Below are 25515 nucleotides of genomic sequence, written 5' to 3'. Positions count from 1 at the left end.
AATCAACGGGGTGTCAGTATGAAGTTAAAGAAGAAAGCCAAGATGATGATAGTTCTGTCAATAATAGCAAATTTATTAAGTGGATGTGGTTTTGGGGAGACGAAGATAGAGTATGAGAGATTAGTAAAGGCATTGGATGAAGGTGATATGAAGACGGCTATGTCTGCGAGTGATGATGGGTATGCTTATGTGAAAGAAGAGGTTAGGGATAGCACGTTTTGGGCGGAAAATGATAATCGCATTAGTGTTGTATATCAAACAACAGGAGGAGTATATAATGTCAAAGAAAAAAAGTTCTATGGAACAACTTTGCAAGAAATTGCTAGTTCATTAAATAGTGAGCAAAAAAAAGAAGAGATTGTATATAGAACTAGTATTAAATATGAAGATAATCAATTAAAAAGTCCAGATCAAAATTTGGATGTTTCGAATGTTCGATTTATATTTAATAGATTAAAGGGAATAGATAGTTTAAGAACCAAAAAAGATAAAAAAAGATTTAGTGAGTCATCCAAGGTAACATATTACTTAACTGAATCGGAATTTCAAGAAATAATTAATAATAAGTTAAAGGTGGACTACGATAAATTTGATGAAGCAATATTATTAATGGAGTTTAGTTCGGCGAAAGATTCAAAAGAAAATCCAATGGAATTCACTACAATAAGCATCACAATGGGATATGAAAAAAAGAATAAAGAAGGCCGATTAATAAGGCATGATCAAAAAATAGCAATCTATTTAAATAGTAAAGAAGATAACGATAAAGCTTCTAAAACCCGATATGAGAAGTATGAAAAACAATATTCAAATAGCAAGTAATGTATAAAATAAGGGGAAAGGTGTAGTTATGGTATGAGTAAAAGGTTAGTTAAAAAAATAGTTATTGTAATGACTGTAACGTTTTTACTAAGCGCATGCAGTTTCGGGGAAACAAAAATAGAGTATGAGAGATTAGTAAAGGCATTGGATGAAGAGGACATGAGTACGGTAATGTCTGCGAGTGATGATGGATATGCTTATGTGACTCAAAGAGGTATTTATAGTACGTTTGAGCAAAAAGAAGATGGAGAGCACAGTAAGACAATTCGTCAAACTACGGAAGGTGTATATAATACAAAAGATAAAAGTTTATATGGAGAGGCGATACAAACAGTTGCGACTGATATAGAAAAAGACAAGGGGAAAAGGACAAATGAAAATTATAAAAAAGAAACTATTTATAGTACTCATGTTAAGTATGAAAATGGACAGGTGAAAAGTTCGGATTCAAATCTAGATGTTTCATACGTAAACTTAATTGTAGATCGTTTAAATGGGATAGGGAAACTAAAGATGAAGCCCGAGAATGATATAAAAAAGTTTGATCAGCCTAATTCAGTCGGATATCGACTAACTGAATCTGAATTTAAAGATATTATTAATAATAAATTAAAGATACAATACGATGAATTTGATGGAGCAACAATCGTATTGCACCTGGATGCCTCAAAAAATCCAAAACAAATTTTGCAAATGAGGATAGATATAGATTTTAAAGAAAAGAATGAGGATGGAAAATTAATAGAAAATATGTTCCAAATAATAACGTATTTTAATAGAAAACAGGATAATAACCAAGATGCGAGACAGGAATATTTAAAATACAAGGCGCAGTACAACAAAAGAGATAGTTAAGAGTGGCGATGAAAATAAAAAGGCATAAAATCAGTGACTAAGAAAATTGAATCTTTATTTTGGTAATATACTATAGTTCGGGGAAAGGTGAAGCTAACAAATGTGGAACATAAAAGAAGAAGATCTAGATGAATTTAGAATTACATGTAGACATCGTTTAAGCCCTGAAGGAGCTATGTTGTTTATGTTTGGTGGAATGCTTTATAGTTCGTTATTGATGCTTTTTATTTTTGGAGCATTAATTAGATTTGGCTGGGATTACTATCCGACTCTTTTTGACACAGTAATGGTCAGAATGGAATTGTTGTTATATAGCCTACAAGTAATCTTTTTTGTTATATATCTGATCCCTAAGGTACGTTTTAAATTTCAAAAGCTCCAGACATTGGTGATATTATTATATGCGTTTCAGTTAGGTACTATAGGTCTTACGGCGTTTGTTCTTCCAGGGATGAGTAATTATTCTATTAATTTTATTACGCTTATTTATGTAGGTTTACTAGTATTAGGAGCAATACTTGTTCATGGTGTAACAACATTTGATACTTTTAAACAAGCAAGTAAAGGTGCGTTTAGTATGGGAGAAAGATCTACTTCATTTTTTAATAAGGAAAAGAAAAATGTAATGTTTGGTGTGGTAATTTATGTACTAATTCTTCTCGTTTTAATTTATATACAAAATAATTACTCATTGAGCATAATGTTTGGTTACTTTATATTTACATTCATCATGTACGCGATAGCCATAGGCGCAGCAGAGTTCCAATTATTAGTCTATTGTAGATTTAAGTTTCCGTCATTTTATATTTCGTGGGAGGAACATGAAAGAGAACGTCAGAAAAGACTAAAGATGTATGAAGAGAAGGAAAAGAAGCAAACAAAATAAAGAAATAAGTTTTGCGTCGAAATGAGGAAAGATGGATGCTTAAAATAAAGGAAGAAGATTTAGGTTTATTAAAAATTGCAAATAAAAACCGATTAAGTCCGGATTATATAAGAATCTTTTATGTAGGAGTTTTTGCATATACTTCTATACCAATGTTCATCGTGTTTTTAGGTGTTTTGCTGAACGGTGATAAGATTTCTTTAACACCATTTGAAATATTTTTGGTACGATCTGAGGTAAAGTTATACATTTTGGAGTTGATTTTTTTAATAATTTTCATGTCTTCAAAGGTTGCTTTTAAATTACAGAAACTCCAAGCCATCGTGACTTTATTTTATTCTTTTCAATTAGCAACATTACCATTTATTGTTATGATGGTTGAAGGAATGTTTGATTTTCCAAGTAATAATAAAACGTTAGTTTATATTGGTTTAATAATGTTAGGGGCGCTTTGTACTCACATTGTAACTACAATTGATGTTTTTAAAAAGGCAAAACATGGAGGATATAAATCGGAAGGACCAGCCGTCTCATTTTTTACTAACGCAAAATTATATTTATCGATTGGAATGACAATTGGTGTAATGGTTCTACTTATATTAATTTTTTTAAATCTTAATTATACATTTAGCCAAATGGCAATTTATGTTGTACAAACAATAATATTATATATATTCGCTGTAGTATCAGCAGAATTCGTCCTATTGGTGTATTGTCGCTTTAAATTTCCATCATTTAATATTACGTGGAAACAACATGAAAAGGAACACCAAGAATTTATAGCAAATAGAAAAAGAATAAGAGAGAAAGAACAAAAGCGAAACAAAAACTGAAATGAAAGTTATAAATGATACTCGTAAACTTACATTGAAGATAGAATGAATACATTATTCATAAATTAACTAGTAAAGGGAGGAATGTAATATCTTGAATAAAGATTCTAAAGCTGTAAAAAAAGAAAAAGGTTTATTTGAAAGTGTAATAGCACCTATTATTGTGGGGATTATGTTTATCTTTTTAATTCTATATAAAATAGCAGAGTTTCTGGGGAAGTGGCTCATTATTTTGTCAATACCGAGCTATATTGTTACTATGTTTATTTTTTTATACCAGAAAGAATATGGAGGTGTATTGGTTTGTGGAATAGGCTTAATACTAATGCTATCGCTGTATTTTGTGTTTGTTAAAAAAAGTAAAAAAGGCTAGTTTAATATGAAATACTAAAAACATTTATTTACTTTCAGTTTGTCTACAAAAATAGAGTTATTACATGATTTTAGAAAAGATGGTGTAATTATATGTGGAATATAAAAGAAGAAGATTTAAATGAATTTAAAAGTACTTGCAAGAATCGCTTAAGCCCCGAGTGGGCTACAGGGTTTATGTTTGGAACGATGTTTTTTATTTCATTAATAATGTTTTTTCTTATTGGAGGGTTAATAAGGTTTGGTTGGAGTTATTACCCGACTCTCTTTGATAAAATAATTGTTAGCCTTGAGTTAGTGCTTTATAGTCTTCAAGTAATTTTTTTAATTATTTATCTGTTTCCTAAGATGCCATTTAAATTTCAGAAACTACAAACACTTGTGGTACTGTTATATGCGTTTCAGCTAGGTACTATTACATTTACAATGTTGATAATCCCGGGAATGTCAAATTATTCAATTGATCAAATTACATTAATGTATGTTGGGTTATTATTTTTAGGTGCAGTCATATTACATATTTTAGCGACTATTGATACTTTTAGACAGGCAAGTAAAGGGGCATTTAATACGGGAGAAGAATCCTCTTCATTTTTTAGTAAAACAAAGAGGATTGCAATTAAGTGTGCTCTAATTTATGTGTTAACTCTTCTCATTTTAATTTATGTGCATAATGATTATACACTAAATATTTTAGGATTGTATGCGGGAGGGACTCTAATAATGTACGCGGTAGCCATAGGTGCAGCAGAGTTCCAATTATTAGTCTATTGTAGATTTAAGTTTCCGTCATTTTATATTTCGTGGGAGGAGCACGAAAAGGAACGTCAGAAAAGACTAAAGCTTTATGAAGAAAAGGAAAAAAGCAAGCCAAAGAAATAAAATAAGTTTTGGTTTCTGAAAATTCGAACGGAATATATAAACAATTAAGGATTGTATAAAAATCGATGCTATTAAAAATTAAAGTATCTTCAATATAATCTGTATGAGTTAATAAATACCGGTAAGTAAAGGTGAACTATATTACTATCAAAATGGGAATGTAATGAACCTAAAAATGCCTAGAGAAATCAACGGGGTGTCAGTATGAAGTTAAAGAAGAAAGCTAGGATGATGATAGTTCTGTTAATAGTATCAAGTTTATTAAGTGGATGTGGTTTTGGGGAGACGAAGATAGAGTATGAGCCATTTGTCAAAGCTTTGGATGAAGGTGATATGAAGATGGCTATGTCTGCGAGTGATGATGGGTATGCTTTTGTAGAACAAAGAGGTATATATAGTACATATGAACAAAAAGAAGATGGAGAGCATAGAAAAACAATCTATCAAACTTCGGAAGGGATATATAATACGAAAGATAAAAGTTTATATGGAAATACAACACAAGAGGTTACTTCAGCAGTAGACAGCAAAGATAATAAAGAAGAAGGTGTTTATCGTACCAATATTATGTATAAAAATGGACAGGTACAAAGTCCGGATTCAAATCTGGATGTTTCATACGTAAACTTAATTGTTGATCGTTTAAAAGGAATAGGGAAACTAAAGATGAAGCCCGGAGATGATATAAAAAAGTTTGATCAACCTAGTACAGTTGGATATAAACTAAATGAATCAGAGTTTCAGAGTATTGTTAATGATAAGTTGAAAATACAATATGATGAATATGATGGTGGATCAATCGCATTGCATATTGATTCTAAAAATGGTTCAAAGCAGATATTGGAAGTAAGTATTGTAATAAATTATAAGAAGCGAAATGATGAAGGTAAGTTAGTAGAATATATATCACAAATACATACATCTTTTGATAGTCACCAAGGTAATAATCAGGATGCGAAACAGGAATATATTGATTTTAAAGCACAGTATAATGAGACGCAGTAATATTTAGAAGGGCATTTGTACGGAAAGATAATAGCGACATAAGTGTGATAAATGTTTCATAAATATTTCTATTTGTAGTGGAAAGAAATTGAGTATAAATATGTAGCCCCAGTTGCTGGAGTAGATGCAACTGGAGCGTTTATCTGTCTAAATTTAGCTTGAATACATGACATGTTTTAGTTAGGGGCACGGCTTTACAAGTAGTTTCTCCATCTTCATAATAACGGTGTGAGTTATTTTGTAATTTGCTTTTATTGCTAAGTTACAACTATTTCCTCTTATAGAGTACTTCTTATTATCGATACATCGTCCACATTCCAATGTCTTTAAATCCTAGTCGTTTATAAATTCGTCCAGCAGCTGGATTGTTATAAAATAAACAAAGTGTTCGGCCTTCTTTCGTAAAGTCTTGGATCATTTTTTGTAATATGAGTGAAGCGTAGCCATTTCCGCGATAATTCGGGTGTGTACATACACCAACTACCATAGCGGATAATGAATTTTCAGCGGAAGTAGAGGCGGATGCGATAATCACGCCATCTTTTTCAATATAGTATGTGCGTCCTGTATTTGTTTCGATAGCCTGCCTTAATATTTTCTCTGATTCATTGGTAGTCGGAAATTCAGCGATGTCACTTCGTAATTTCATAATTCGTTCTATATCATCGAGTGAGGCAAGTTTAATTGTTTCATGAATTGGTGTGCTAGGTAAGTTGTTGTCATTTAGACATTCGCAAAAATACATTTCATTTTTAGTACCTAGTTCTATATTTGAAGCAGTTTCAAATTGTTCTACGATAGTTGACTTACCAGAGAGTTTAAGTGGCTTATATGCGGAAAGAAGTGCCTCATAATCAGTGGTAATAAATTCTTCTTTACTATAGGGTATAAATGAATCGTGGAATCGGAGTAGAATTGATTTTAATGTTCCATTCTCTTTAAATACTCCCCATAATTCTTGAAAATCTGTGTCATAACCGAAAGCTTCAATATCTCCAATAATAAACAAGTTAAGGGCTTCTTCTTCTTTTAGATAAGCTAATACTTGTTCATGATCTTTCTTTGTTAATTTTCGCATCATAACGAATCGACCTCTTTTTTTATTTTTCTAAATATTACAACTTAAGTTTTTTGAAATCAATATTAAATTTTATGTTTAGTTCACAAACTTTCGGAAAAACTAGGAAAGATATGACAAAGGAGGTTATGAACGGTGGATCATCCAATTCAAGGGTTAATGAAAGCAGCAATGGAAAATTTAAAAGAAATGGTCGATGTAAATACGATTGTTGGAGAGCCTGTTCAAACGGCTGACGGTGGTGTGGTGTTAACGGTTTCTAAAGTAGCGTTCGGTTTTGGAGCAGGAGGTTCTGATTTCCAAACGAATGATGGACAAAGAGCGAACGGTAACCCTGCATTTGGTGGCGGTAGCGCGGGTGGTGTTTCGATTACACCAGTAGCATTTCTTGTGGTGAATAAAGACGGAGTAAATATTCTTCATCTACAAAATGCGACACATTTAGCAGAAAAAATGATTGAATTAGCTCCACAAACAATTGATAAAATTCAATCGATGTTCCAAAAAGAAGAAAAGAAAGAGGGAAATCATCATCCTCAAAACCCTGATGAAATCCTTTAAAAACGCCTGCTTATGAGCAGGCGTTTTTTCTTGTAATCACTATGTAATAAAACACATGAAATTGTAAATAGTTTTTGAAGTTTTTTCTATGTTTCTAAAATTTTTCATGTTAAAATATGCTATAGAATTGAAACATATAAAACGAAGGTGGCTAGGTGCTTTGTCTGGAGGATCTGACCAAGTAAAGAATATGATATATATTAATGGTAATCGTCGAGGTCATTGTTTTATTACATCAGGAATTACGTTTAAAGAGTTTGCGAGTAACATCCCTTCACCGCTTCATCAAGTGTTGCTTTTGAAGCACAACTTTGAATGGACGGATTTTCATTATCATACTTTATTTGAATATGTTGAGGAAGAAAATATACATAAGTTAATTCAAGCAGAGATTGATGAATTTGATGAATTTTGTTGGGTAGATTTTGATGATGCAAGCGATTTAGATGAATTAGAGCCGAAAGAAATTGCAGAATTATTATATTTGGCTCACAAAAAAGAACCACTTGCAAGAACATTCTTTCCGCTGTTGAAAAATAGATTTGTTTATTTTTCACATGATGACGGATGGTACAACAAAGTGTATTATCGTAGAATTGCTGATTTTGTAGGAATGTTAAGTAAAGTCATTCCGTATAAACTCGGTGCTTTCGGTAAGAAACGTTTTTCTTTCTTCCAAAAATCAAAAATTTTCCCAGCGATTTCAAAAGAATTGATTATGGGACTTATTCCACTAATGGAAGATGGTCTTTACATAGATTTAGCAGGGAAGATTGAGTCAAGAAGAGGTCTTGAAATTCCGGTATATGTAGTTGGTTCGTATGAAAGTACGGATGAGGTGTTAGATAATATCGATGAATTGAAAGAGGAAGCAACAGAAACAGGTTGGCTCATTTTTGATAAGAAAGAACAAGAGTGGCAATGGGTTGTTGACTAAGAAAACTTGGCGTATGAAGTCAAGTTTTCTTGTCATTTGAAAGGAGTACAAATGAAGAAATATTATACAATTGTGGGTATTATAAGTATTATTCTCGTGGCAATATTACTTATAACTTGTCCGAAAGAATCAGATTTTAAAGTGTATGTACAGGATAAGTATGCGTTGAATTGTAATGAGAGTAGTTTTGAATGCACGCAAAATGTAGATGGTAAAAAAGAAAAACTACAATTTGAAAGTACAGATGCACGAAATGGTGTATTCTTTATGACTGTAAAGCAAACATTTAAAACAGAAGCTGGTGTTTCAAAAGAATATAGCGGAGTAGGAATGTTTGGTACATTTCTTTTTGTTTCAGAGAAGACTTTCTAGTAATAGAAGGTCTTTTTTTTATGCTTATGTTCATATAGATGAAGTAAGACAAGCATAGGAGGGGTATTGATGAAGAACACATGTATTGTTTGTGGTGGTGAGGAGTTTTTTTCCTCAACGTTATATGCACGTACGAAACAAGATTGGGCATATGCACCAAACATGTACCGATTTGAAAAAGTATTTATTGAGCATCGAGATGAAGAAAATTATCCAGTGTTTCAAGAAATTACAGCGAAACATTGTTGTGGATGCGGCCATATTATGTTGTATCATGAATGAACACACCAAGCATAACTTGGTGTGTTTTTTTAAAACGCTGACAAAGCAAGCGGATAAAATAAAGTGAATAAAACAGAAAAACTACCAAAACCAATTGCTGTATATCCAAGTGTTCTTGCTCCGAAATTGACAGCTAATAGGCCAACTAAAATTGCTAGGGAGCCGAGCGTAACTGGATAAAAAGCAATGGAGAATAACGAAAGAAATAAAGCGACATAGCCTACCATTGCACCGGTATTTGTACCTTCTATCTCATTTGCAATTTCTTTACGCTTATGTCTAATTGGAATGCCAGCTGGTGATATTTCAGCTGCATACTCTTCGTTTTTTTCACCACTTTTAAAATGATGATTTCTCTTTCTTCGCATGTACATCCCTCTCTTTCAATTGGGTGTACCTATAGTATCTTTCATAAAGAGAAGAACATGAGTATGAGTTAAACCCAAGTAAAGCAAAAATTGGAGAATAAAGATTCCTTCATTAGCATGTATATCTCCTTATGAAGATAAAACAGGAATTTTGGAAAATGATGTAGAATGAAATGAGTGATAATACGTGAAGGTAGGGGAATGTATGACAACATTTAATTGGCATGAATCAGCAGAGAAGAAATGGGATAGTAGCGCAGAGTTTTGGAATAAAAATAGTCAGGAAATGTGGGATAGCGGGAGTAGGAGTACAATTATTCCGTTTTTTGAACAATACGTGAAGAAAGAAGCACAAGTGCTCGATGTTGGTTGTGGTGATGGGTACGGTACATATAAATTAAGTCGCGCAGGCTATAAAGCAGTGGGAGTAGATTTATCGGAAGTGATGATTCAAAAAGGTAAGGAGCGCGGAGAAGGACCAAATTTATCTTTTATAAAAGGAGATCTTTCTGCATTACCATTTGAAAATGAGCAATTTGAATCAATTATGGCAATTAATTCTTTAGAATGGACGGAAGAGCCATTACGAGCATTAAATGAAATAAAGCGTGTGTTAAAGAAAGATGGATATGCATGTATTGCAATTTTAGGACCGACAGCAAAGCCACGAGAGAACAGTTATCCTCGCTTGTACGGAAAAGACGTTGTTTGTAATACAATGATGCCTTGGGAATTTGAACAGTTAGCGAAAGAACAAGGTTTTGAAGTTGTAGATGGCATCGGCGTATATAAGCGCGGAGTAAATGAGAAGATGTTAGGTCAACTACCTACAGAGTTGCAACAATCGTTAACATTCTTATGGGTATTTATGTTAAAAAACGTATAAAGAAATGAAAGAATTTTTAGGAGGTAAATAAGTGCAGAAAATACAAAAAACTGATACAATATCATCAGAACCAATTAAAGGGGGACTAGGGTATATGACAACTACTACAACAGTGAAATCCGATATTGAAATCGCACAAGAAGCGAGTATGAAGAAGATTCAAGAAATTGCAGCTGATTTAAATATTTTAGAAGATGAATTAGAGCCATACGGTCATTATAAAGGTAAGTTATCTCTTGATATTTTTAAGCGCTTACAAGATGAGAAAGACGGTAAAGTTGTTTTAGTAACAGCAATTAACCCAACTCCAGCTGGAGAAGGTAAATCAACAGTAACAGTTGGTTTAGGTCAAGCTTTTAACAAAATTGGTAAGAAAACAGTAATTGCACTTCGTGAACCATCTCTTGGACCAACGATGGGATTAAAAGGCGGAGCAGCAGGTGGCGGTTTTTCACAAGTCGTACCAATGGAAGACATTAACCTTCACTTTACTGGAGATATCCATGCGATCACAACTGCCAATAACGCATTAGCAGCGTTTATTGATAATCATATCCAACAAGGAAACACACTTGGAATTGATACACGTAAAATCGTTTGGAAACGCTGTGTTGACTTAAATGATCGTGCCCTTCGTAACGTAGTAATTGGTCTTGGTGGACCTGTACAAGGTGTACCACGTGAAGACGGTTTTGACATTACAGTAGCATCTGAAATTATGGCCGTGTTCTGCCTTGCAACAGATATTCAAGACTTAAAAGCGCGTCTATCTCGCATCGTAGTTGCTTATAACTTTGCAAATCAACCTGTAACGGTTAAAGACTTAGGTGTAGAAGGTGCTTTGACACTATTATTAAAAGACGCATTAAAACCGAACTTAGTACAAACGTTAGAAAATACACCAGCTATTATTCATGGCGGACCATTTGCGAATATTGCTCACGGTTGTAACAGTGTTATCGCTACGACAATGGCAGCAAAATTAGGTGATTATGTTATTACAGAAGCTGGATTCGGTGCTGATTTAGGCGCTGAGAAGTTTTTAGATATTAAAGCTCGTGCAGCTGGCATTAAACCAGAAGCAGTTGTTATTGTTGCGACGATTCGTGCGCTTAAAATGCATGGCGGCGTTGCAAAAGATCAATTAAAAGAAGAAAATGTAGATGCATTAGCAAAAGGTATGGAAAACTTACAGAAGCATGTTGAAACAATTCAAAGCTTCGGTGTGCCTTTCGTAATTGCAATTAATAAATTCATTACAGATACAGATGCAGAAGTTACATACTTACAAGAGTGGTGTAATGAGCGTGGCTATGCAGTATCCTTAACAGAAGTTTGGGAGAAAGGTGGCCAAGGCGGAGTTGACCTTGCTGAAAAAGTACTAAAAGAAATCGAAAAAGGTGAAAACAACTACGCACCACTTTATGAATTAGAATTACCATTAGAAGAAAAAATTCGTACAATTGCTCAAAAAGTATATGGCGCAAAAGATATTGAATTTGCTCCGAAAGCACGTAAGCAATTAGCTCAATATGAAGGAGAAGGTTGGAGTAATCTACCAGTTTGTATGGCGAAAACACAATACTCTCTTTCTGACGATGCAACAAAATTAGGTCGTCCATCTGACTTTATCGTTACAATTCGTGAGTTAAAACCATCTATCGGTGCAGGCTTTATCGTTGCGTTAACAGGTACAATGTTAACAATGCCAGGTCTTCCAAAACAGCCAGCAGCACTTCAAATGGATGTAAATGAAGATGGAAAAGCAGTAGGTTTATTCTAAAAGGTTGTAATTCATCTCGTTTATCTGTAAACTATATATACATCAAGTGGCGCCTTTCCATCGAAAGGCGCCTGTTTTTTGGAGGAAATTATGTTTGATCCAACTGCTTTTGACAATTTAAAAGTAATCGTAGAAGGTGCTGTGTATGATTTTGATCTACATGGAGATATTCTTGTAACAGATCGAAAAGATATGATGGATCTTGCTTCATTAAGTCGTATATATCATATCTCATTTCAATTAACAGAACCGTTTGAACCATTAGTAGAAGCAACATTTTCATTATCTGTGGATGCAAAGAACTTGTCTGGTGAAATACTAGAAGTGCCTCAGTTTACACCAGGTTGTGAGATGAAGCTAGCATTTTCATTCCCGTTAGAACAACCAGAAGTAAAATGTGAAGAAATTGAAACATTAATGCGTTCTATATGGGGAAAAGAAAGAATGATTATGCAGAAAGTTTCATACGAATATAATAAGCAAGCGATTTCATATCATAATAAGGTAGAGGTTCTATTTCAAAAAGCGATTACAGAAGACCATGTTGATGATTTAATAGCTGTTATTTCACACATGATAGAAACGGTGCGAACAATACAGCATTTTCTTCAAAAATAGAGATAAAGGAGAAAAACAAATGATAAAAGATATGCAACCATTTTTACAACAAGCTTGGGAGAAGGCTGGTTTTAAAGAGTTAACTGAAATTCAAAAACAAGCGATTCCAACTATTTTAGAAGGACAAGACGTTATAGCTGAATCTCCAACTGGAACAGGAAAAACATTAGCGTACTTATTACCACTTTTACATAAAATTAATCCTGAAGTAAAACAGCCACAAGTTGTTGTTTTAGCGCCAACACGTGAACTTGTAATGCAAATTCATGAAGAGGTTCAAAAGTTTACAGCAGGAACTGAAATTTCAGGTGCATCTTTAATTGGTGGTGCAGATATTAAGCGCCAAGTTGAAAAATTAAAGAAACACCCAAGAGTAATTGTCGGTTCACCAGGCCGTATTTTAGAATTAATTCGTATGAAAAAGCTAAAAATGCATGAAGTAAAAACAATTGTATTTGATGAGTTTGATCAAATTGTAAAGCAAAAAATGATGGGCGCAGTGCAAGATGTAATTAAATCAACGATGCGCGATCGTCAATTAGTATTCTTCTCGGCGACAATGACAAAAGCGGCAGAAGATGCGGCACGTGATTTAGCAGTGGAACCACAATTAGTACGTGTAACACGTGCAGAATCAAAAAGCTTAGTTGAGCATACGTATATCATTTGTGAGCGACGCGAAAAAAATGATTACGTAAGAAGAATTATGCATATGGGCGATGTAAAAGCAGTTGCGTTCTTAAACGACCCATTCCGTTTAGATGAAATTACTGAGAAATTGAAATTCCGTAAAATGAAAGCAGCAGCTCTTCATGCAGAAGCAAGTAAACAAGAGCGTGAAGCGACAATGCGTGCTTTCCGCGGAGGGAAATTAGAAATTCTACTTGCTACTGATATTGCAGCACGCGGTATCGATATTGACGATTTAACACACGTAATTCATTTAGAGTTACCAGACACAGTAGACCAATATATTCACCGCTCAGGACGTACTGGACGTATGGGTAAAGAAGGAACTGTCGTGTCTCTTGTAACACCACAAGAAGAGCGTAAATTACTACAATTTGCGAAAAAACTAGGCATCGTATTTACGAAGCAAGAAATGTTCAAGGGATCATTTGTAGAAACGAAACCGAAAGCACCAAAGAAAAAGAAACCAGCATTTACTGGGAAGAAAAAGCCTAGATAAATGATAGGGAAGGCGTAACTATTTGTAGTTACGTCTTTTTTGTTTGTAAACAAGCGATAATGGGAATTGTATTAGTGTTTTTAATGTGCCTATCATATATATGCTTCTACTGGGAGTATCGAAAAAAGGGTAGTTTATTTATTTGGTTTATACGAGGAAATAATATAAAAAAAGTCGAATATTAAACTGACACGAAATAATAAAAAGAAGGTACACATATGGATAGGAAATTAGGAATGTTTTTAAATACGAAACATATTGAAGTAAACGAAGGAATACAAAAAGCAAGGGAATGGGATTTAGAATATATTCAATTATATGCTATGAATAAAAACTTTAACTTAGCTAATATCTCAATGGTAGAATGGAATGCTTTAAAGAAAAGCTTATCTTTTAATGGAATAAAGATTCCATCATTAGCAATTAGTTTTGGAGAAAATGGAATTATGGGAATAGAAGCTGAGAGTGCAATAGATCAGTTTAAATATATTACTGACAGAGGTTTGGGGCTTGGGACAAAGATCATAACAGCTCATATTGGAAAAGTTCCAGATGATGAAAAAAGTGCCTACTATGATAAAATGCTACGTGTTTGTAATGAAATAGGGGACTTAGCGTTCAGATTTGGAGGATTCTTCGCCATTGAGACGGGATCTGAAAAAGCAATAGTATTAAAACGATTTTTAGAAACTGCAAACTCGAAAGGACTAGCTGTTAACTTTGACCCAGCAAATTTAATAAGTGATGTAAATGAAAATCCGGGAGAAGGTTTGTTACTACTAAAAGATTATATAGTACAAACTCATATTAAAGATTGTACAAAGGTGAAAAGCGATAGTTCAAGTAAGTATATTGAAGTCGCAGCAGGGAATGGTGAAGTAGATTTCGATATATTCTTCAAAGTATTAGATAAAATTGGATTCGACGGATATAACATGATTGAAAGAAATGATTATTTTGATGAACTGGATGGGATGAGTCAGTCGATAAATTTTGCAAAGAAGTACATACCAACTCAAAAGGAATAACGATAGTATTTGTAGAAAGCTACATAGAATATAAAAACCATTAGGGGGAAATGTAATGATCCATAAAGTAGGACAAATTATGTTATATGTAAATAATCAAGATGAGGCAGTAAATTTTTGGACGGAAAAGGTAGGGTTTCATGTAGTAGCAGAGGAAGATAACAAACAAGGAATGAGATGGATTGAAATCGCTCCGAAAAGCGGTGCAGAAACGAGCATTATATTACATAATAAAGAAGTTATTTCTAAAATGAGCCCAGAATTGAATCTTGGTACACCGTCCTTAATGTTCTTCTCAGAAAATCTTGATCAATTATATACAGATTTAACAAACAAAAATGTTACTGTTGGAGAAATGGTAACTATGCCTTCTGGTAAAGTGTTTAACTTTGCTGATAGCGAAGGGAATTATTTTGCGGTTATGGAGAAGAACCAATAATAATATTGCTATGTGAAAATCCCCCTCAAATATATTTGAGGGGGATTAAATTTTCGAAGTGGATTTTTCATTAGAGAGTTGTTTAATAAAAAATACTCCTTTTTCAATCGCTGTCTCAATATAGCCAACGATTTGGTCAAACGTAAATACCTGTAAGTCTTCATGCAAATGTTGCTTTGGATACAACATATCTTCAAAAAGATACTTTCGAAAAGCTAAAACGTTTTCTTTAGAAACCTCTTCAATATCCACAATGTGAGCCTCTTGATTGAGAAGAGAGAAAAGCTGTTGTTCTTGATCGTAATGATGAAGCAACTTTGCATTTAACAATTTAAAATCGTTATAGTACAGGGGTGCGATAGTTTCGTCATTCTCTATTCTATTTTTTAGCCAAGGTAGAAAAAATCCACTTAGCCAATTATCATCGGCAATGAGGTGGGTATAATAGCCTAAAATAAATGGGGAATCTATATGTGATTCATATTTATGAAAAAATGAATCATAATCTATTCTTCTCGTATAGTTCTTCGTTGTACCGGCATAAAAATGTGAGGTTCCTTTTTCTTTTTTTGAATGAACAGCATCAGGGGCTACAGCTCCAAGTAAGAAAGAAGTCTTATCGTGAATAGATAGTTTCTCAGCAATACCGTTAGCGATAATAACATGCATAATTCGTGATCCCATGAATGCCACCTCTGTTTCCAGTATTCATTTCAGGAAGAGGACTGAACAGTTAGTATTACTTTCCCTGTACTTTTTCTACTTTCGACCCATTCATGTGCTTTCCCTGCATCTTGAAGTGGAAAAGATTTCGTAGCCTTAATTTGTAAACGTCCGTCACGCAAATAACGGAAAACTTCATTTGCAGTTTCTTGGAGCAGTTCAGGACGCTTTTTTCGTGTGGTTCCAAAGCTAAAACCGAGTATAGAGCGGCAACTTGCATGTAAATCTTTCGTTTGAAAGTTACCAATTTCACCGCTAGCATTACCGAAATGAACGAGGCGACCGTAAAAAGCAAGGCAGTTTAAACTTCTTTCAGAAACAGTTCCAGAAATAGAGTCCAAAATAATATTCACTCCTTCTCCGTTTGTCAGCTCATTGACTTTCTCTACAAAATCTTCAGTTTAATGACAAATTACATAATCAGCTCCAGCATCTAAAGCGATTTTTCTTTTCGTTTCACTTCCGATAGTACCGATAACTGTTCTAGCCCCTAATAGTTTTGCAAGTTGAATTGCGGTAGTACCAATCCCGCCAGCAGCTGCATGAATGAGTACAGATTCACCTTTTTGAATTCTTGCAACATTTGCGAGTAAATTATAGCTTGTAAAGGATACGATTGGACAAGCGGCTGCAGCTTGAAAGTCAACTTCATGGGGTAATACGAAAGTAAGATTTTCATTTGCAACAACGTATTCTGCGTAAGATCCATTTTGAGTAAAAGCAATGACACGTTGTCCAGGGTGAATATTTTTCACATGAGAACCGACACGTTCTACAATACCAGTGGCATCTATACCTGGAATAAAAGGTAGTGCTTTATTTCCTTTTTTGCCATAACGTGATTTAATATCAGCGAAATTTACACTAGTAGCAACTACGCGAATTAAAACTTGATCTTCTGAAATAGCCGGTATATCAAAATCTGTATATTTCATCACTTCAGGACCACCGAACGACGTTACAACGATAGCTTTCATTATATGTCCTCCTAAATTTGACTATATAAATTATTTTAAATCTTTATCAGAAATTGGAAAATTATATAATAGTTATGTGTGGTTATAAGTGAAGCTTATGAACTCAATGAATCATAATATTAATTTATATAAAAAAACTTTAAAAAAATCGAACGAAATATGAATTACTTGCCAATATATAGTGTAGGACAAAGGAGGGATGGTATGTGAAGGATGGAACAGTGTATACAAATTTAATCCAATTAACTTTATCAGGCAATAAAGAAGCGTAAAGCGAATTGTATGATGTAACGATTCAAGAAGTATATAAAACAGCACATTTTTTAATTGAAGATAAAACGGATGTAGATGATGTCGTTCAAGAAGTATACATACAGCTATATGAATCGCTTCGTAAATATGATAGCGAGAAGCCATTTCGCCCTTGGCTAATTGGGCTTGCGATTAAACAAATTCATTCTTATAGAAGAAAGAGGTGGATGCGACTACGAATTATAAAAAAAGCAGAAGAGCAAAGAAAGCCAGTGCAAATTGATTTTTCTAACGATGTTGTAAGTAAAATATCAAACCAAAAACTAATCGAACTCATTCATAAATTACCGTATAAATTGAAACAAGTTATTATCTTAAGATACTTACACGATTATTCACAAGAAGAAGTAGCACAAATATTACATATTCCAATCGGTACAGTGAAATCTAGAATTCATGCGGCATTAAAGAAACTACGTCAAAAAGAGCAAGTAGAAGAAATTTTTTTAGGAGAGGTAGGGAATGTGAAATGAGTTTAGATTGTAGAGTTAGGGAATCTATACAAGAAGAAGCAAAGGGTATTGTTGCCCCGCCGGATTTAAAAGAAAAAGTAATCGTGCAAATAAAAATGAAGCACGGCGGGAGTAAGAGGAAGAAACGCCTTATCGCAGGAGTACTTGCAGCAGCTCTTTTAATCCCGACGACAGGTTTTGCGTACCAATCTATTATGGCGGATGGTATATATGGATCTTTTGAGAATTTAAAAAAACATGCCGGAGCAATGACATTAGAAACGTATATGCGTTTTAATGCAAAATTATCAGAAGCGAAAGATGAAATGGGTGCGAAGGAATATGAAGAGTTTACAAAAGAACTGAAAAAATTAACTAATGCAAAGCTTGCGTACGGAGATTCGAACGGTAATATAGATTATGATCAATTATCATCAGCTAAAAAAGAGGAATTGAAAAAGGTAGTAATGGAGCTTCATCCGTATTTTGATAAATTAAATGGCCATAAATCTAGTAAAGAAGTACTAACTCCTGAAGAGTATGAACAATATATGGAGGCATTAATGTCACATCAAACTGTGTTAGTAAAAACGAAATCGAGTGGAGGGATAACAGTAGAAGAAGTACCTGAGGCGTACAAAGAAAGATTTATTAAAGCAGAGCAGTTTATGGAGTATGTAAATGAAAAGGTGCGATAAGTAAAAAGCTCAAAGCTTTAGCTTCGAGCTTTTTTTATTGAAAGAAAATAAAGTATTCAATTATATTTTTTCATCGTTGCATGATCCTTTTGTATAAAACAATCTAAAAGGGAATAACCAGCTATTAAACTAATAATCGTAACAAAAGTTGTATTTATAAGAATAATATTAGCTAAATAAGGTAAGTACGAACCAACTGGTGAAAAGAGTAGAGCTGGAGAAAAGGAAATGAATAGCGTAGGCAACGTAATAGCAATAAATTTATCCGTTTGAAAGCTCCAGTTTTGTTTACTCGTTTCGCGATTAATAGATTGAAGGAATCGTAATAAAATGCCAACTATAAGAGGGAAGAGTGTAAAGTAGAATAATCTTGGATAAACGTTAAAGTTCACTTGTGCATCTGTATCTAAATAAAATTGAATTTTTACTCCTACAAATAATAATAAGACGATAAATAATGTGAAGCAGAGGTATAGCATCAATTTTTGCATTATATTCCACCATCCTTTACTCAAAATATATTCAAAAAAAGAAGAGATATACAATAACTACTGTTGTATATCTCTTCTTTTACTGTTAGTTAATAGTGGAGTTTGCTTTTTCTTGCTTCGTGAAATAATCAATAATGCCCATTGCGCTAATTTCTATATCTAAATGTAAAATATTATAAACGGAATGATCTGATGGAACGTTTAACTTTGTAAGATGAGAAGAGATTTTATCCATTAACAAAGTTTGTAAAGCTTTAGTCGCTTCATCGAAATCATTATACTTTTCAAAGACTTCCTTACCAGTCTGAACGAAAATAGGTAGCCAATATTCCAGTTGATTATATACTTCTGTAACATGAGAGGATGCGCCGTAATGACCGAAATAAATAGTATCTACATTCATACTTTGAATGTGATTTTTAGAAGTAATCATCGCATCTGGTTGGAATTGTGAAGGGGACGTTGATGGTAGATATAACTCTACATCAACGTCTGCGAGTTCTCTATAATAAATTCCAATTGTATCGCCAGTAAAAATCCCGTTTGTTAATGAATCATGAATGCTAATATGGTGCTTCGCATGTCCTGGTGTATCATAAAATGTAAGGGTGCGGTCTTTTGCAATTTTTAACGTATCACCATGTTGTACAATATGAACACGTTCTTCTTCAATTGGAAGAATTGGATCAAAGAGTTTATCGAAATCTTCTTTGTAGACAGCTTTTGCACCTAAAATAAGTTTTGTTGGATCAATCATATGACGAGCACCACGAGAATGCACATATAACGTAGCATTTGGGCACTTTTCCATCATTAAACCAGCTGCGCCAGCGTGATCTAAATGCACATGTGTAACGATAATGTTTTTAACATCGTTTAAATCAATATGTAATTGTTGTAAGCCGTCTAAAATATACGGAAGAGAAGGGGCTGCACAAGTTTCAATTAAAGTAATATCGTCACCTAATAAAACGTAGGTACCTGTTCGTTCATTATGCTGTAAATCGAAATCATCAATAAGATATAGGTGAGAAGATAATTGCTCTACTTTTTTCATAGTTACCACTCCTTATATACTGCATGTTTCTATTATACGCTAAAATAGAAAAAAGGCAGAAAACGAAGCTCGTCTTCTGCCTTTTTGTAATATTATTATTTCGTTTGTTGTTTATTAATAGACATAATGAACAGTCCAACAATCCCGCCTACTAATGGAAGCATAATCTCTCCTGCTAAATTAAAGTAGGAGCTTAAGAATAAACCATTTACATCGATTACCCAGCCAGTAACATACAATAACATCATATATAGTACGAAATAAAACTCGCGATTTGAAATCGTTTCATGTTGTGCAGTTTTCATAATGAACACCATCCTTTTCTTTTATAATGGAATATAAACTGTCACATTTTGTTCACATTTCAATTGTAAAACTTTCCATCATAAAAGTCTAGTAGTTTGTGTCGAATTTTCGAACAGAAATAAAGCGCTATCATTACAACTTATAAGTACGTAATAAGAGCTGTATATTCACGAATGTAGTATAGTATAAACATAGAATGATAGTGAAGAGAGGGGCAAAGACAATGACAGTTTATGATTTTTCAGCTAAAACAATTACAGGTGAAGAAAAATCGTTAAAAGATTACAAAGGAAAAGCACTTCTTATTGTCAATGTAGCTAGCAAATGTGGTTTCACACCACAATATAAAGGATTACAAGAGGTGTATGATAAATATAAAGACCAAGGACTCGAAATACTCGGATTTCCTTGTAACCAATTCGGGGGACAAGAACCAGGTACAGAAGCGGACATTACTAGTTTTTGTGAATTAAACTACGGTGTAAACTTCCCGATGTTTGCAAAGGTTGATGTGAAAGGTGATAAGGCTCACCCTCTATATACATACATGACAGAACAAGCACCAGGTTTACTTGGTATGAAAGCAGTGAAATGGAATTTTACGAAGTTTTTAATCGGAAAAGACGGGAAAGTAGTAGGGCGTTTTGCTCCGCAGACGAAGCCGGTAGATTTAGAGGTTGAGATTGAGAAGGTGCTTGGAGAATAATTAGGAGTTTCACTTTATTAAAAAACGTCTCAAAGAACAATGTAGTTCTTTGAGACGTTTTCTTTAAACTCACATTTTCAAGATTAAATAACTGTATCAAAGCCATCTGATTTAGGTAGAGAAGCTGCTTTTTTCATAAGCACTTCCCATAAGTGTACAGATTTCTTCCATTCTTCTGCAGCCTGCTCCTGTTTATACATAGCGTTCTCATAACTGGCAGTAAGTTGTTGCATATCGGCCGAGTTGTAAAGTGTATCGATATGGAGAGCGTATTCTCGGAATGTTTGACTTTCACTCCGTGGTATGCCAATTCTCGCAAATTGTTTTAAAAGTGCACCGTAAGCTTTTTGATAAACAGCATCATTTTTTCGGTATTTATAGAAATGAATAATAAGAAATGTCATCCATTTCATTCTAGTGGTGAAGAGAATGTATCCTATAATACTAATTAGTATCGTAGAGAGGAATACGTACCACCAAGAAAAACTAGTTTTAGAATTTGTGACCTTTTTAGTAGAAGCTTCTTCTGTATTTTCTATTAAACTTTTAAGTTTTGCTTCATTATTTCGTTGTTGTATTTGCTCGTTATTAGAATTATTTGCTTCGCTATTTTGTGAAATAGGAGCAGGCGTATTATTTATAAAATTATAGGGATTGGTAAATCCTTTTGTTGGTTCGAATGGAATCCATCCGTATCCTGGGAAATATACTTCGACCCAAGAGTGTGCGTTATCGTTCGTGATTGTATAAACATCCGCACCTTCTGCAGAGGCAAGTGTATTGTCAAGAGTTCCTTCTGTATAGCCTTTTACCCAGCGAGCAGGAATCCCGGCAGAACGAAGTAGTACAATCATAGACGTCGAAAAATTATTACAGTAGCCGCTTTTTGTATCGAAAAGGAATTGATCTACATAATCTTGGCTTTTGGCAGGGAATAAGACATTCGTTGATTCGTATGTAAAAGAGTTGTCTGTGAAGTAATTTTCAATAGCTAATACTTTATCATATCGGTTGTCTTTATCATTTGTAAGATTGACAGCCAAGTCTTTTACGCGCTGTGGTAATGACTCGGGAAGTTGTGTGTACTTTGTCATAAAATAAGGGTTTGTTTCTTGACCTTCATTTGTTTTTACAGCTTTCAAGTTTTCTATGGAAAACTCAGGGATCTCATATGTTACTTTATACGAATGTAAAGTAGTAGAAGAGTCTTCATTCATTGTATAAATTTTTTCTGAAAACGGGTCAACACTGTATGATACATCAGAAGAAGCCTCAACTGATACTAATCCTGCTGGATAGGTAAGGTGAGGGTAACTTTTTTGCATGGTAATTGTTGCCTCAGTCGTTTCCGTTTTTGTATTTTGTTCGTACCAGCTTACGACGTCGTTTTTATTTTTAAAAGAAATCTTTTTCGGATTTTCAGAAATTTCCCAGCCTTTTCCTGTATAGAAATCTTTTGTTTCTACTCTCCAATAGTGTTTGTTTTGCGTTCGTGCTTTGAAAACAATTGTAGGATCCGCCTTAAAAGGACCACCTAATCGCGAGTCATCTAAACCATACCCAATTGTAGAAACTTTTTGTTCTTTACTTGCTTCAGATGTGTTGAATTTTAAAAAATCCATTGGGTTTGGCCATTGAGGGCCAAATTTTGGCGCAAAGTATGCGATGGTTGCTAATAATACAATAAATATTGTAAGTGGTCTAAGTAATTTTGAGATTTCCCTAGCATAATTTTGTAAGTGTTCACGCTCTTTTATTCGTTCTACTTGAAGAAGACTAAACATAAAAAATCCGATGACAACAGTTCGAATAATAGCGTAGTTTGCATTGTATAAATGTAAGTTATGAAAAGTTGCGATATAAATAATAGTCAATACAAGAAATAGAAACCCACGTTTTTTATGAATAATCCAAAATGAAGTGAAAGAACTCAAAAACCAAAATGAGAGAAAAAATAAAACCGTCGGAAAAACTGGAGAAATATCTAGTAAATTCCCTTGGAAAAATAGGGAGGAATTTCGAGACATATCAGAAAAGAATGTTGTTAGCCAAGATGGATTTATAAAAGCATTTTTATAATATAGGGAATGAATGATAAATAGGACTGTGACAATTTTTATTGGAATCTGCCACCTCGTTTGAAAAAAAGAGAGAGCGAAGCAAATTCCTATAAATGTTATGAAAATATCTAATCTACCTACATTTGTAATACCTATAAGAGGTCTTAGCCATTCTAGTAAAAGAAGAAATACACATGCATGCATAAAGAATCTGTTCGTATCCCACTTGTATTTTGTTTGTAATGTTATCATTTGCTCACCTCAAAAAACACGTTTGTATACCGGTTTTCATAAACCGTGTTTACAAATATTTGTCGTTTTTTTAGAGTTTCTATTATACTGATTTCTCGGTGTGAAAGTTGATTCGCTTTTTCTTTCACGACAAAAACCATACATTTTCTATTTTTTATAGCAGCACAATCAGCCGCCTTTTGAATATCGGGAGAAAGATTACTGGTCACGAGTATAACCGTGACGGGCTCATAAATTTTTCTTAGTTCCATGTCTACACTCTGGGAGAGCGGGAATACACTGTCTGCTTGCACTTTTGCTAAATGACAAAGGATTTGTTGTAACTGCGTATCTCCATTGTCTAAAGGGAAGATAGTTTGTTCTTTTCCGATAGACACGAATGATGCTGGTGAATTTTGTTTCAAGACAACCCTTACGATAGAGGCAGTAAATGTGACGACTGATTCGAATAGAGGAGACTCGGTTCTGTCTATGAATATCATGACATTATGGCTGCGCTGTTGTTCAAACTCTTTTGTCATAATATTGCTTGTTCGTGCAGTTGCTTTCCAATCAATCCATGAAAAGCGATCACCAGGTTTATAGTCTCTGACACCGACAGAGATTGTAGAGTCTTTTGCTGAATTTATATTTGCTGAAAGCGCTCCTTGTTCGAAATGATTTTCCAATTGTCGATATGCTATATCTACATACTGGGGATAGACTAAAAATGTATCTGGAACTGAAAAAGTTACTTCTTTCTCTATCATGCCGAATAAATCGCCAGTTTTGACACGAACGCTTGAAAAAGTGTGCTCGCCTCTAGGGATTGTGTCAATAACATATTGAAACGAAATATTTCGTTTCAATCCTGGGAAGAGTACTACCTTATTCATCTTTGTTTGTTTACAACTTATAAATTGTGGTGGCAGTTCATCTTCTATAACTAAATAAAGTAAGGGAAAAGGAAATTTTCTTTTTATTGTAATCGTGCTTACAAATTGTTCTCCTACTACATATCCATTCTGGTTTGTTATTCGCTTTACTTCAGCGTCCCGTAAAGCGTAGAAGGGGAGTAGTAGCGAATAAAGAGCAATGGGAATTATGCTGTAAAACAAAAACCAACTGACAAACCCGCCTTGAAACATAGCGTACATAAATGTTAAGACTAGGCATAAAGGGAGTAGCAATAACTTCATAACGTGATATAGCGCTCGCAGCATTCGTTTCATCAAGGGTTCATCGTCCTTTGAGTAGGCACGGTAGTTCGTGCAACGATTTTTGCGATAACTTGTTCGCCAGTTATTCCTTCAAATTTTGCTTCCATTTTTAGAATGAGTCTATGTGCTAAAACGTAAGGAGCTAAAAATTTAACATCGTCTGGAATAACATAATTCCTGCCATGGATAAATGCATAAGCTTGTGAAGCTTTCATTAAAGCAATCGAGCCACGTGGACTTGCACCTAACTGTATAGAACTGTACGTACGAGTCTGATTAACAAGCTTTACAATGTAATGCTTAATTGCTTTGTCCATACTTACTACCTGTACGCTTTGTTGTAAATAAAGTAAATCTTCTATTGTAGTAATGGTTTGTAATTGAGAGAGTGGATTTGTTTTTTCCATCCGGTTTAAAATTTCAAATTCTTCCTCTGGTGTAGGATATCCCATTTTTAGTTTCAATAAGAAACGATCGAGCTGAGCTTCTGGTAGAGAATATGTTCCTTCATATTCGACTGGATTTTGTGTAGCCATGACAAAGAACGGCTTTGGTAAAGGTCTTGTAATACCATCTATTGTAATATTGCCTTCTTCCATACATTCAAGTAAAGCAGATTGTGTCTTTGGAGATGTACGATTAATTTCATCAGCAAGTACAAAATTCCCCATAATTGGTCCAGGCTTGAACTCAAATTGGAGCTCTTTCGGATTATAAATAGAAACTCCTGTTACATCTGACGGCAATAAATCAGGTGTAAATTGAATTCGCTTATAATCAGCATCAATGGATTTAGAAAGAGCACGTACTAGCATTGTTTTCCCGACACCAGGAACATCTTCTAATAGCACATGACCTTCAGCTAAGAGAGCTGTCAAAGCTAAGATTGTTTCTTTTCGTTTTCCGACCATTATTTTTTCAATATTATTGATTATTTTTTCTACAGTGGGATGTAATGAATCAAGCTGGGGCATCGTAATCCTCCTAATGTTATTATCGTTTTCTAATCAATTTAGTGGACATATTTCTAATTCTATATGTAGATAGTAAAAGGTCTACCTTAAATTCTGAGAATATTCAGATTAT

29 protein-coding genes and 1 pseudogene are annotated in these 25515 nt (G+C 34.0%); 20 read left to right on the top strand and 10 right to left on the bottom strand.

Going from position 1 to position 25515, the window contains the following annotated elements:
* Positions 1-18 precede the first annotated feature (18 nt).
* From ACTFSL_RS16030 to ACTFSL_RS16000, 7 genes are all read left to right on the top strand, one after another.
* Positions 19-822, top strand: a complete 804-nt coding sequence (locus ACTFSL_RS16030) for a DUF3952 domain-containing protein (RefSeq protein WP_119683232.1) — start codon at positions 19-21, stop codon at positions 820-822.
* Positions 823-855: 33 nt separating this feature from the next.
* Complete coding sequence (locus ACTFSL_RS16025) at positions 856-1677, top strand: DUF3952 domain-containing protein (RefSeq protein ID WP_029442153.1); 822 nt, start codon at positions 856-858, stop codon at positions 1675-1677.
* A 100-nt stretch (positions 1678-1777) separates the two neighbouring features.
* Positions 1778-2563 carry a hypothetical protein gene (locus tag ACTFSL_RS16020; protein WP_119683233.1) on the top strand — a complete coding sequence of 262 codons (786 nt, stop codon included), beginning with the start codon at positions 1778-1780 and terminating at the stop codon, positions 2561-2563.
* A 35-nt stretch (positions 2564-2598) separates the two neighbouring features.
* On the top strand, positions 2599-3396 hold the full coding sequence (locus ACTFSL_RS16015; RefSeq protein WP_119683234.1) for a hypothetical protein: 798 nt from the start codon (positions 2599-2601) through the stop codon (positions 3394-3396).
* A gap of 94 nt (positions 3397-3490) precedes the next feature.
* Positions 3491-3769 carry a hypothetical protein gene (locus ACTFSL_RS16010; protein WP_001990239.1) on the top strand — a complete coding sequence of 93 codons (279 nt, stop codon included), beginning with the start codon at positions 3491-3493 and terminating at the stop codon, positions 3767-3769.
* Positions 3770-3861: 92 nt separating this feature from the next.
* Positions 3862-4650: a hypothetical protein gene (locus tag ACTFSL_RS16005; RefSeq protein WP_440042035.1), complete on the top strand. Its 789-nt coding sequence runs from the start codon at positions 3862-3864 to the stop codon at positions 4648-4650.
* A 204-nt stretch (positions 4651-4854) separates the two neighbouring features.
* Positions 4855-5655: a DUF3952 domain-containing protein gene (locus ACTFSL_RS16000; protein ID WP_440042034.1), complete on the top strand. Its 801-nt coding sequence runs from the start codon at positions 4855-4857 to the stop codon at positions 5653-5655.
* 295 nt (positions 5656-5950) lie between these two features.
* Here the strand turns inward: ACTFSL_RS16000 and ACTFSL_RS15995 are convergent, their stop codons facing one another.
* Entirely contained in the window at positions 5951-6736 is a 786-nt protein-coding gene (locus tag ACTFSL_RS15995; protein ID WP_440042032.1) for a GNAT family N-acetyltransferase, read from the bottom strand.
* A gap of 132 nt (positions 6737-6868) precedes the next feature.
* Here ACTFSL_RS15995 and ytfJ point away from each other — a divergent pair, with 132 nt between their 5' ends.
* The 4 genes from ytfJ to ACTFSL_RS15975 all read left to right on the top strand — a co-directional run bounded on the left by ytfJ (position 6869) and on the right by ACTFSL_RS15975 (position 8885).
* Positions 6869-7294 (top strand): GerW family sporulation protein, encoded by a 426-nt coding sequence (ytfJ, locus tag ACTFSL_RS15990; protein ID WP_000349991.1) that lies wholly within the window; start codon positions 6869-6871, stop codon positions 7292-7294.
* Between the two features lie 160 nt (positions 7295-7454).
* Positions 7455-8231 carry an oxalate:formate antiporter gene (locus ACTFSL_RS15985; protein ID WP_000014087.1) on the top strand — a complete coding sequence of 259 codons (777 nt, stop codon included), beginning with the start codon at positions 7455-7457 and terminating at the stop codon, positions 8229-8231.
* Positions 8232-8282: 51 nt separating this feature from the next.
* The gene (locus ACTFSL_RS15980; protein WP_000761174.1) at positions 8283-8603 is read left to right on the top strand and encodes a hypothetical protein; all 321 of its coding nucleotides are present in this window, start codon (positions 8283-8285) and stop codon (positions 8601-8603) included.
* A 69-nt stretch (positions 8604-8672) separates the two neighbouring features.
* Positions 8673-8885, top strand: coding sequence for a hypothetical protein (locus ACTFSL_RS15975; RefSeq protein WP_000798747.1), 213 nt, complete (start codon positions 8673-8675; stop codon positions 8883-8885).
* 29 nt (positions 8886-8914) lie between these two features.
* Here ACTFSL_RS15975 and ACTFSL_RS15970 read toward each other — a convergent pair whose 3' ends face one another.
* The gene (locus ACTFSL_RS15970; protein ID WP_001253200.1) at positions 8915-9253 is read right to left on the bottom strand and encodes a hypothetical protein; all 339 of its coding nucleotides are present in this window, start codon (positions 9251-9253) and stop codon (positions 8915-8917) included.
* A 205-nt stretch (positions 9254-9458) separates the two neighbouring features.
* On the opposite strand from ACTFSL_RS15970, the gene ACTFSL_RS15965 reads away from it, so the two are divergent.
* The 6 genes from ACTFSL_RS15965 to ACTFSL_RS15940 all read left to right on the top strand — a co-directional run bounded on the left by ACTFSL_RS15965 (position 9459) and on the right by ACTFSL_RS15940 (position 15196).
* On the top strand, positions 9459-10139 hold the full coding sequence (locus ACTFSL_RS15965; protein ID WP_440042031.1) for a class I SAM-dependent methyltransferase: 681 nt from the start codon (positions 9459-9461) through the stop codon (positions 10137-10139).
* A 94-nt stretch (positions 10140-10233) separates the two neighbouring features.
* Positions 10234-11922: a formate--tetrahydrofolate ligase gene (locus tag ACTFSL_RS15960; protein WP_014482011.1), complete on the top strand. Its 1689-nt coding sequence runs from the start codon at positions 10234-10236 to the stop codon at positions 11920-11922.
* A gap of 90 nt (positions 11923-12012) precedes the next feature.
* The gene (locus ACTFSL_RS15955; RefSeq protein ID WP_000460219.1) at positions 12013-12540 is read left to right on the top strand and encodes a hypothetical protein; all 528 of its coding nucleotides are present in this window, start codon (positions 12013-12015) and stop codon (positions 12538-12540) included.
* A 19-nt stretch (positions 12541-12559) separates the two neighbouring features.
* A complete protein-coding gene (locus ACTFSL_RS15950; protein WP_000588613.1) occupies positions 12560-13729 on the top strand; it encodes a DEAD/DEAH box helicase in 1170 nt (389 codons plus the stop codon).
* A 218-nt stretch (positions 13730-13947) separates the two neighbouring features.
* The gene (locus ACTFSL_RS15945) at positions 13948-14757 is read left to right on the top strand and encodes a sugar phosphate isomerase/epimerase family protein (protein ID WP_440042029.1); all 810 of its coding nucleotides are present in this window, start codon (positions 13948-13950) and stop codon (positions 14755-14757) included.
* Positions 14758-14812: 55 nt separating this feature from the next.
* Positions 14813-15196: a VOC family protein gene (locus ACTFSL_RS15940; protein WP_000581467.1), complete on the top strand. Its 384-nt coding sequence runs from the start codon at positions 14813-14815 to the stop codon at positions 15194-15196.
* Between the two features lie 45 nt (positions 15197-15241).
* On the opposite strand, the gene ACTFSL_RS15935 is transcribed toward ACTFSL_RS15940, so the two are convergent.
* Together ACTFSL_RS15935 and ACTFSL_RS15930 are read right to left on the bottom strand one after the other, a co-directional pair.
* Complete coding sequence (locus tag ACTFSL_RS15935; RefSeq protein ID WP_033695483.1) at positions 15242-15880, bottom strand: zinc dependent phospholipase C family protein; 639 nt, start codon at positions 15878-15880, stop codon at positions 15242-15244.
* Between the two features lie 29 nt (positions 15881-15909).
* Positions 15910-16896: pseudogene (locus tag ACTFSL_RS15930) on the bottom strand (quinone oxidoreductase family protein).
* 278 nt (positions 16897-17174) lie between these two features.
* On the opposite strand from ACTFSL_RS15930, the gene ACTFSL_RS15925 reads away from it, so the two are divergent.
* Together ACTFSL_RS15925 and ACTFSL_RS15920 are read left to right on the top strand one after the other, a co-directional pair.
* On the top strand, positions 17175-17681 hold the full coding sequence (locus ACTFSL_RS15925) for a sigma-70 family RNA polymerase sigma factor (RefSeq protein WP_440042028.1): 507 nt from the start codon (positions 17175-17177) through the stop codon (positions 17679-17681).
* Positions 17678-18358, top strand: a complete 681-nt coding sequence (locus tag ACTFSL_RS15920) for a DUF3600 domain-containing protein (RefSeq protein ID WP_440042027.1) — start codon at positions 17678-17680, stop codon at positions 18356-18358. Before ACTFSL_RS15925 ends, ACTFSL_RS15920 begins: the two co-directional genes overlap by 4 nt.
* A 56-nt stretch (positions 18359-18414) precedes the next feature.
* Here ACTFSL_RS15920 and ACTFSL_RS15915 read toward each other — a convergent pair whose 3' ends face one another.
* From ACTFSL_RS15915 to ACTFSL_RS15905, 3 genes are all read right to left on the bottom strand, one after another.
* Entirely contained in the window at positions 18415-18849 is a 435-nt protein-coding gene (locus tag ACTFSL_RS15915; RefSeq protein WP_119683241.1) for a hypothetical protein, read from the bottom strand.
* Positions 18850-18934: 85 nt separating this feature from the next.
* Complete coding sequence (locus tag ACTFSL_RS15910; RefSeq protein ID WP_416810142.1) at positions 18935-19906, bottom strand: MBL fold metallo-hydrolase; 972 nt, start codon at positions 19904-19906, stop codon at positions 18935-18937.
* Between the two features lie 95 nt (positions 19907-20001).
* Entirely contained in the window at positions 20002-20211 is a 210-nt protein-coding gene (locus tag ACTFSL_RS15905) for a DUF3925 domain-containing protein (RefSeq protein WP_000844984.1), read from the bottom strand.
* A 224-nt stretch (positions 20212-20435) separates the two neighbouring features.
* Between ACTFSL_RS15905 and bsaA the strand changes: the two genes are divergently transcribed.
* On the top strand, positions 20436-20918 hold the full coding sequence (bsaA, locus tag ACTFSL_RS15900) for a glutathione peroxidase (RefSeq protein WP_000219440.1): 483 nt from the start codon (positions 20436-20438) through the stop codon (positions 20916-20918).
* Positions 20919-21001: 83 nt separating this feature from the next.
* Here the strand turns inward: bsaA and ACTFSL_RS15895 are convergent, their stop codons facing one another.
* Genes ACTFSL_RS15895 through ACTFSL_RS15885 form a run of 3 tightly spaced genes read right to left on the bottom strand, consistent with a single transcriptional unit; the run spans position 21002 to position 25403 of the window.
* The gene (locus tag ACTFSL_RS15895; RefSeq protein ID WP_440042026.1) at positions 21002-23230 is read right to left on the bottom strand and encodes a transglutaminase TgpA family protein; all 2229 of its coding nucleotides are present in this window, start codon (positions 23228-23230) and stop codon (positions 21002-21004) included.
* On the bottom strand, positions 23227-24441 hold the full coding sequence (locus ACTFSL_RS15890) for a DUF58 domain-containing protein (protein WP_440042025.1): 1215 nt from the start codon (positions 24439-24441) through the stop codon (positions 23227-23229). Before ACTFSL_RS15890 ends, ACTFSL_RS15895 begins: the two co-directional genes overlap by 4 nt.
* Positions 24441-25403 carry an AAA family ATPase gene (locus ACTFSL_RS15885; protein ID WP_049107454.1) on the bottom strand — a complete coding sequence of 321 codons (963 nt, stop codon included), beginning with the start codon at positions 25401-25403 and terminating at the stop codon, positions 24441-24443. The genes ACTFSL_RS15890 and ACTFSL_RS15885 overlap by 1 nt, the downstream gene beginning before the upstream one ends.
* Positions 25404-25515 lie beyond the last annotated feature (112 nt).

Origin of the sequence: Bacillus cereus group sp. MYBK108-1, assembly GCF_051917185.1 — a bacterium.
Taxonomy (GTDB): domain Bacteria; phylum Bacillota; class Bacilli; order Bacillales; family Bacillaceae_G; genus Bacillus_A; species Bacillus_A cereus.
The sequence above is the reverse complement of the archived record's forward strand: the minus strand, read 5'-3'. Positions and strand labels throughout refer to the sequence as shown.

Excerpts from the sequence above, each read along its gene's own strand:
- ACTFSL_RS16030 (WP_119683232.1), top strand. The coding sequence starts at position 19 with ATGAAGTTAAAGAAGAAAGCCAAGATGATGATAGTTCTGTCAATAATA.
- ACTFSL_RS16025 (WP_029442153.1), top strand. The coding sequence starts at position 856 with ATGAGTAAAAGGTTAGTTAAAAAAATAGTTATTGTAATGACTGTAACG.
- ACTFSL_RS16020 (WP_119683233.1), top strand. The coding sequence starts at position 1,778 with ATGTGGAACATAAAAGAAGAAGATCTAGATGAATTTAGAATTACATGT.
- ACTFSL_RS16015 (WP_119683234.1), top strand. The coding sequence starts at position 2,599 with ATGCTTAAAATAAAGGAAGAAGATTTAGGTTTATTAAAAATTGCAAAT.
- ACTFSL_RS16005 (WP_440042035.1), top strand. The coding sequence starts at position 3,862 with ATGTGGAATATAAAAGAAGAAGATTTAAATGAATTTAAAAGTACTTGC.
- ACTFSL_RS16000 (WP_440042034.1), top strand. The coding sequence starts at position 4,855 with ATGAAGTTAAAGAAGAAAGCTAGGATGATGATAGTTCTGTTAATAGTA.
- ACTFSL_RS15995 (WP_440042032.1), bottom strand. The coding sequence starts at position 6,736 with ATGATGCGAAAATTAACAAAGAAAGATCATGAACAAGTATTAGCTTAT.
- ACTFSL_RS15980 (WP_000761174.1), top strand. The coding sequence starts at position 8,283 with ATGAAGAAATATTATACAATTGTGGGTATTATAAGTATTATTCTCGTG.
- ACTFSL_RS15975 (WP_000798747.1), top strand. The coding sequence starts at position 8,673 with ATGAAGAACACATGTATTGTTTGTGGTGGTGAGGAGTTTTTTTCCTCA.
- ACTFSL_RS15970 (WP_001253200.1), bottom strand. The coding sequence starts at position 9,253 with ATGCGAAGAAAGAGAAATCATCATTTTAAAAGTGGTGAAAAAAACGAA.
- ACTFSL_RS15965 (WP_440042031.1), top strand. The coding sequence starts at position 9,459 with ATGACAACATTTAATTGGCATGAATCAGCAGAGAAGAAATGGGATAGT.
- ACTFSL_RS15960 (WP_014482011.1), top strand. The coding sequence starts at position 10,234 with ATGACAACTACTACAACAGTGAAATCCGATATTGAAATCGCACAAGAA.
- ACTFSL_RS15955 (WP_000460219.1), top strand. The coding sequence starts at position 12,013 with ATGTTTGATCCAACTGCTTTTGACAATTTAAAAGTAATCGTAGAAGGT.
- ACTFSL_RS15950 (WP_000588613.1), top strand. The coding sequence starts at position 12,560 with ATGATAAAAGATATGCAACCATTTTTACAACAAGCTTGGGAGAAGGCT.
- ACTFSL_RS15945 (WP_440042029.1), top strand. The coding sequence starts at position 13,948 with ATGGATAGGAAATTAGGAATGTTTTTAAATACGAAACATATTGAAGTA.
- ACTFSL_RS15940 (WP_000581467.1), top strand. The coding sequence starts at position 14,813 with ATGATCCATAAAGTAGGACAAATTATGTTATATGTAAATAATCAAGAT.
- ACTFSL_RS15935 (WP_033695483.1), bottom strand. The coding sequence starts at position 15,880 with ATGGGATCACGAATTATGCATGTTATTATCGCTAACGGTATTGCTGAG.
- ACTFSL_RS15920 (WP_440042027.1), top strand. The coding sequence starts at position 17,678 with ATGAGTTTAGATTGTAGAGTTAGGGAATCTATACAAGAAGAAGCAAAG.
- ACTFSL_RS15915 (WP_119683241.1), bottom strand. The coding sequence starts at position 18,849 with ATGCAAAAATTGATGCTATACCTCTGCTTCACATTATTTATCGTCTTA.
- ACTFSL_RS15910 (WP_416810142.1), bottom strand. The coding sequence starts at position 19,906 with ATGAAAAAAGTAGAGCAATTATCTTCTCACCTATATCTTATTGATGAT.
- ACTFSL_RS15905 (WP_000844984.1), bottom strand. The coding sequence starts at position 20,211 with ATGAAAACTGCACAACATGAAACGATTTCAAATCGCGAGTTTTATTTC.
- bsaA (WP_000219440.1), top strand. The coding sequence starts at position 20,436 with ATGACAGTTTATGATTTTTCAGCTAAAACAATTACAGGTGAAGAAAAA.
- ACTFSL_RS15895 (WP_440042026.1), bottom strand. The coding sequence starts at position 23,230 with ATGATAACATTACAAACAAAATACAAGTGGGATACGAACAGATTCTTT.
- ACTFSL_RS15890 (WP_440042025.1), bottom strand. The coding sequence starts at position 24,441 with ATGAAACGAATGCTGCGAGCGCTATATCACGTTATGAAGTTATTGCTA.
- ACTFSL_RS15885 (WP_049107454.1), bottom strand. The coding sequence starts at position 25,403 with ATGCCCCAGCTTGATTCATTACATCCCACTGTAGAAAAAATAATCAAT.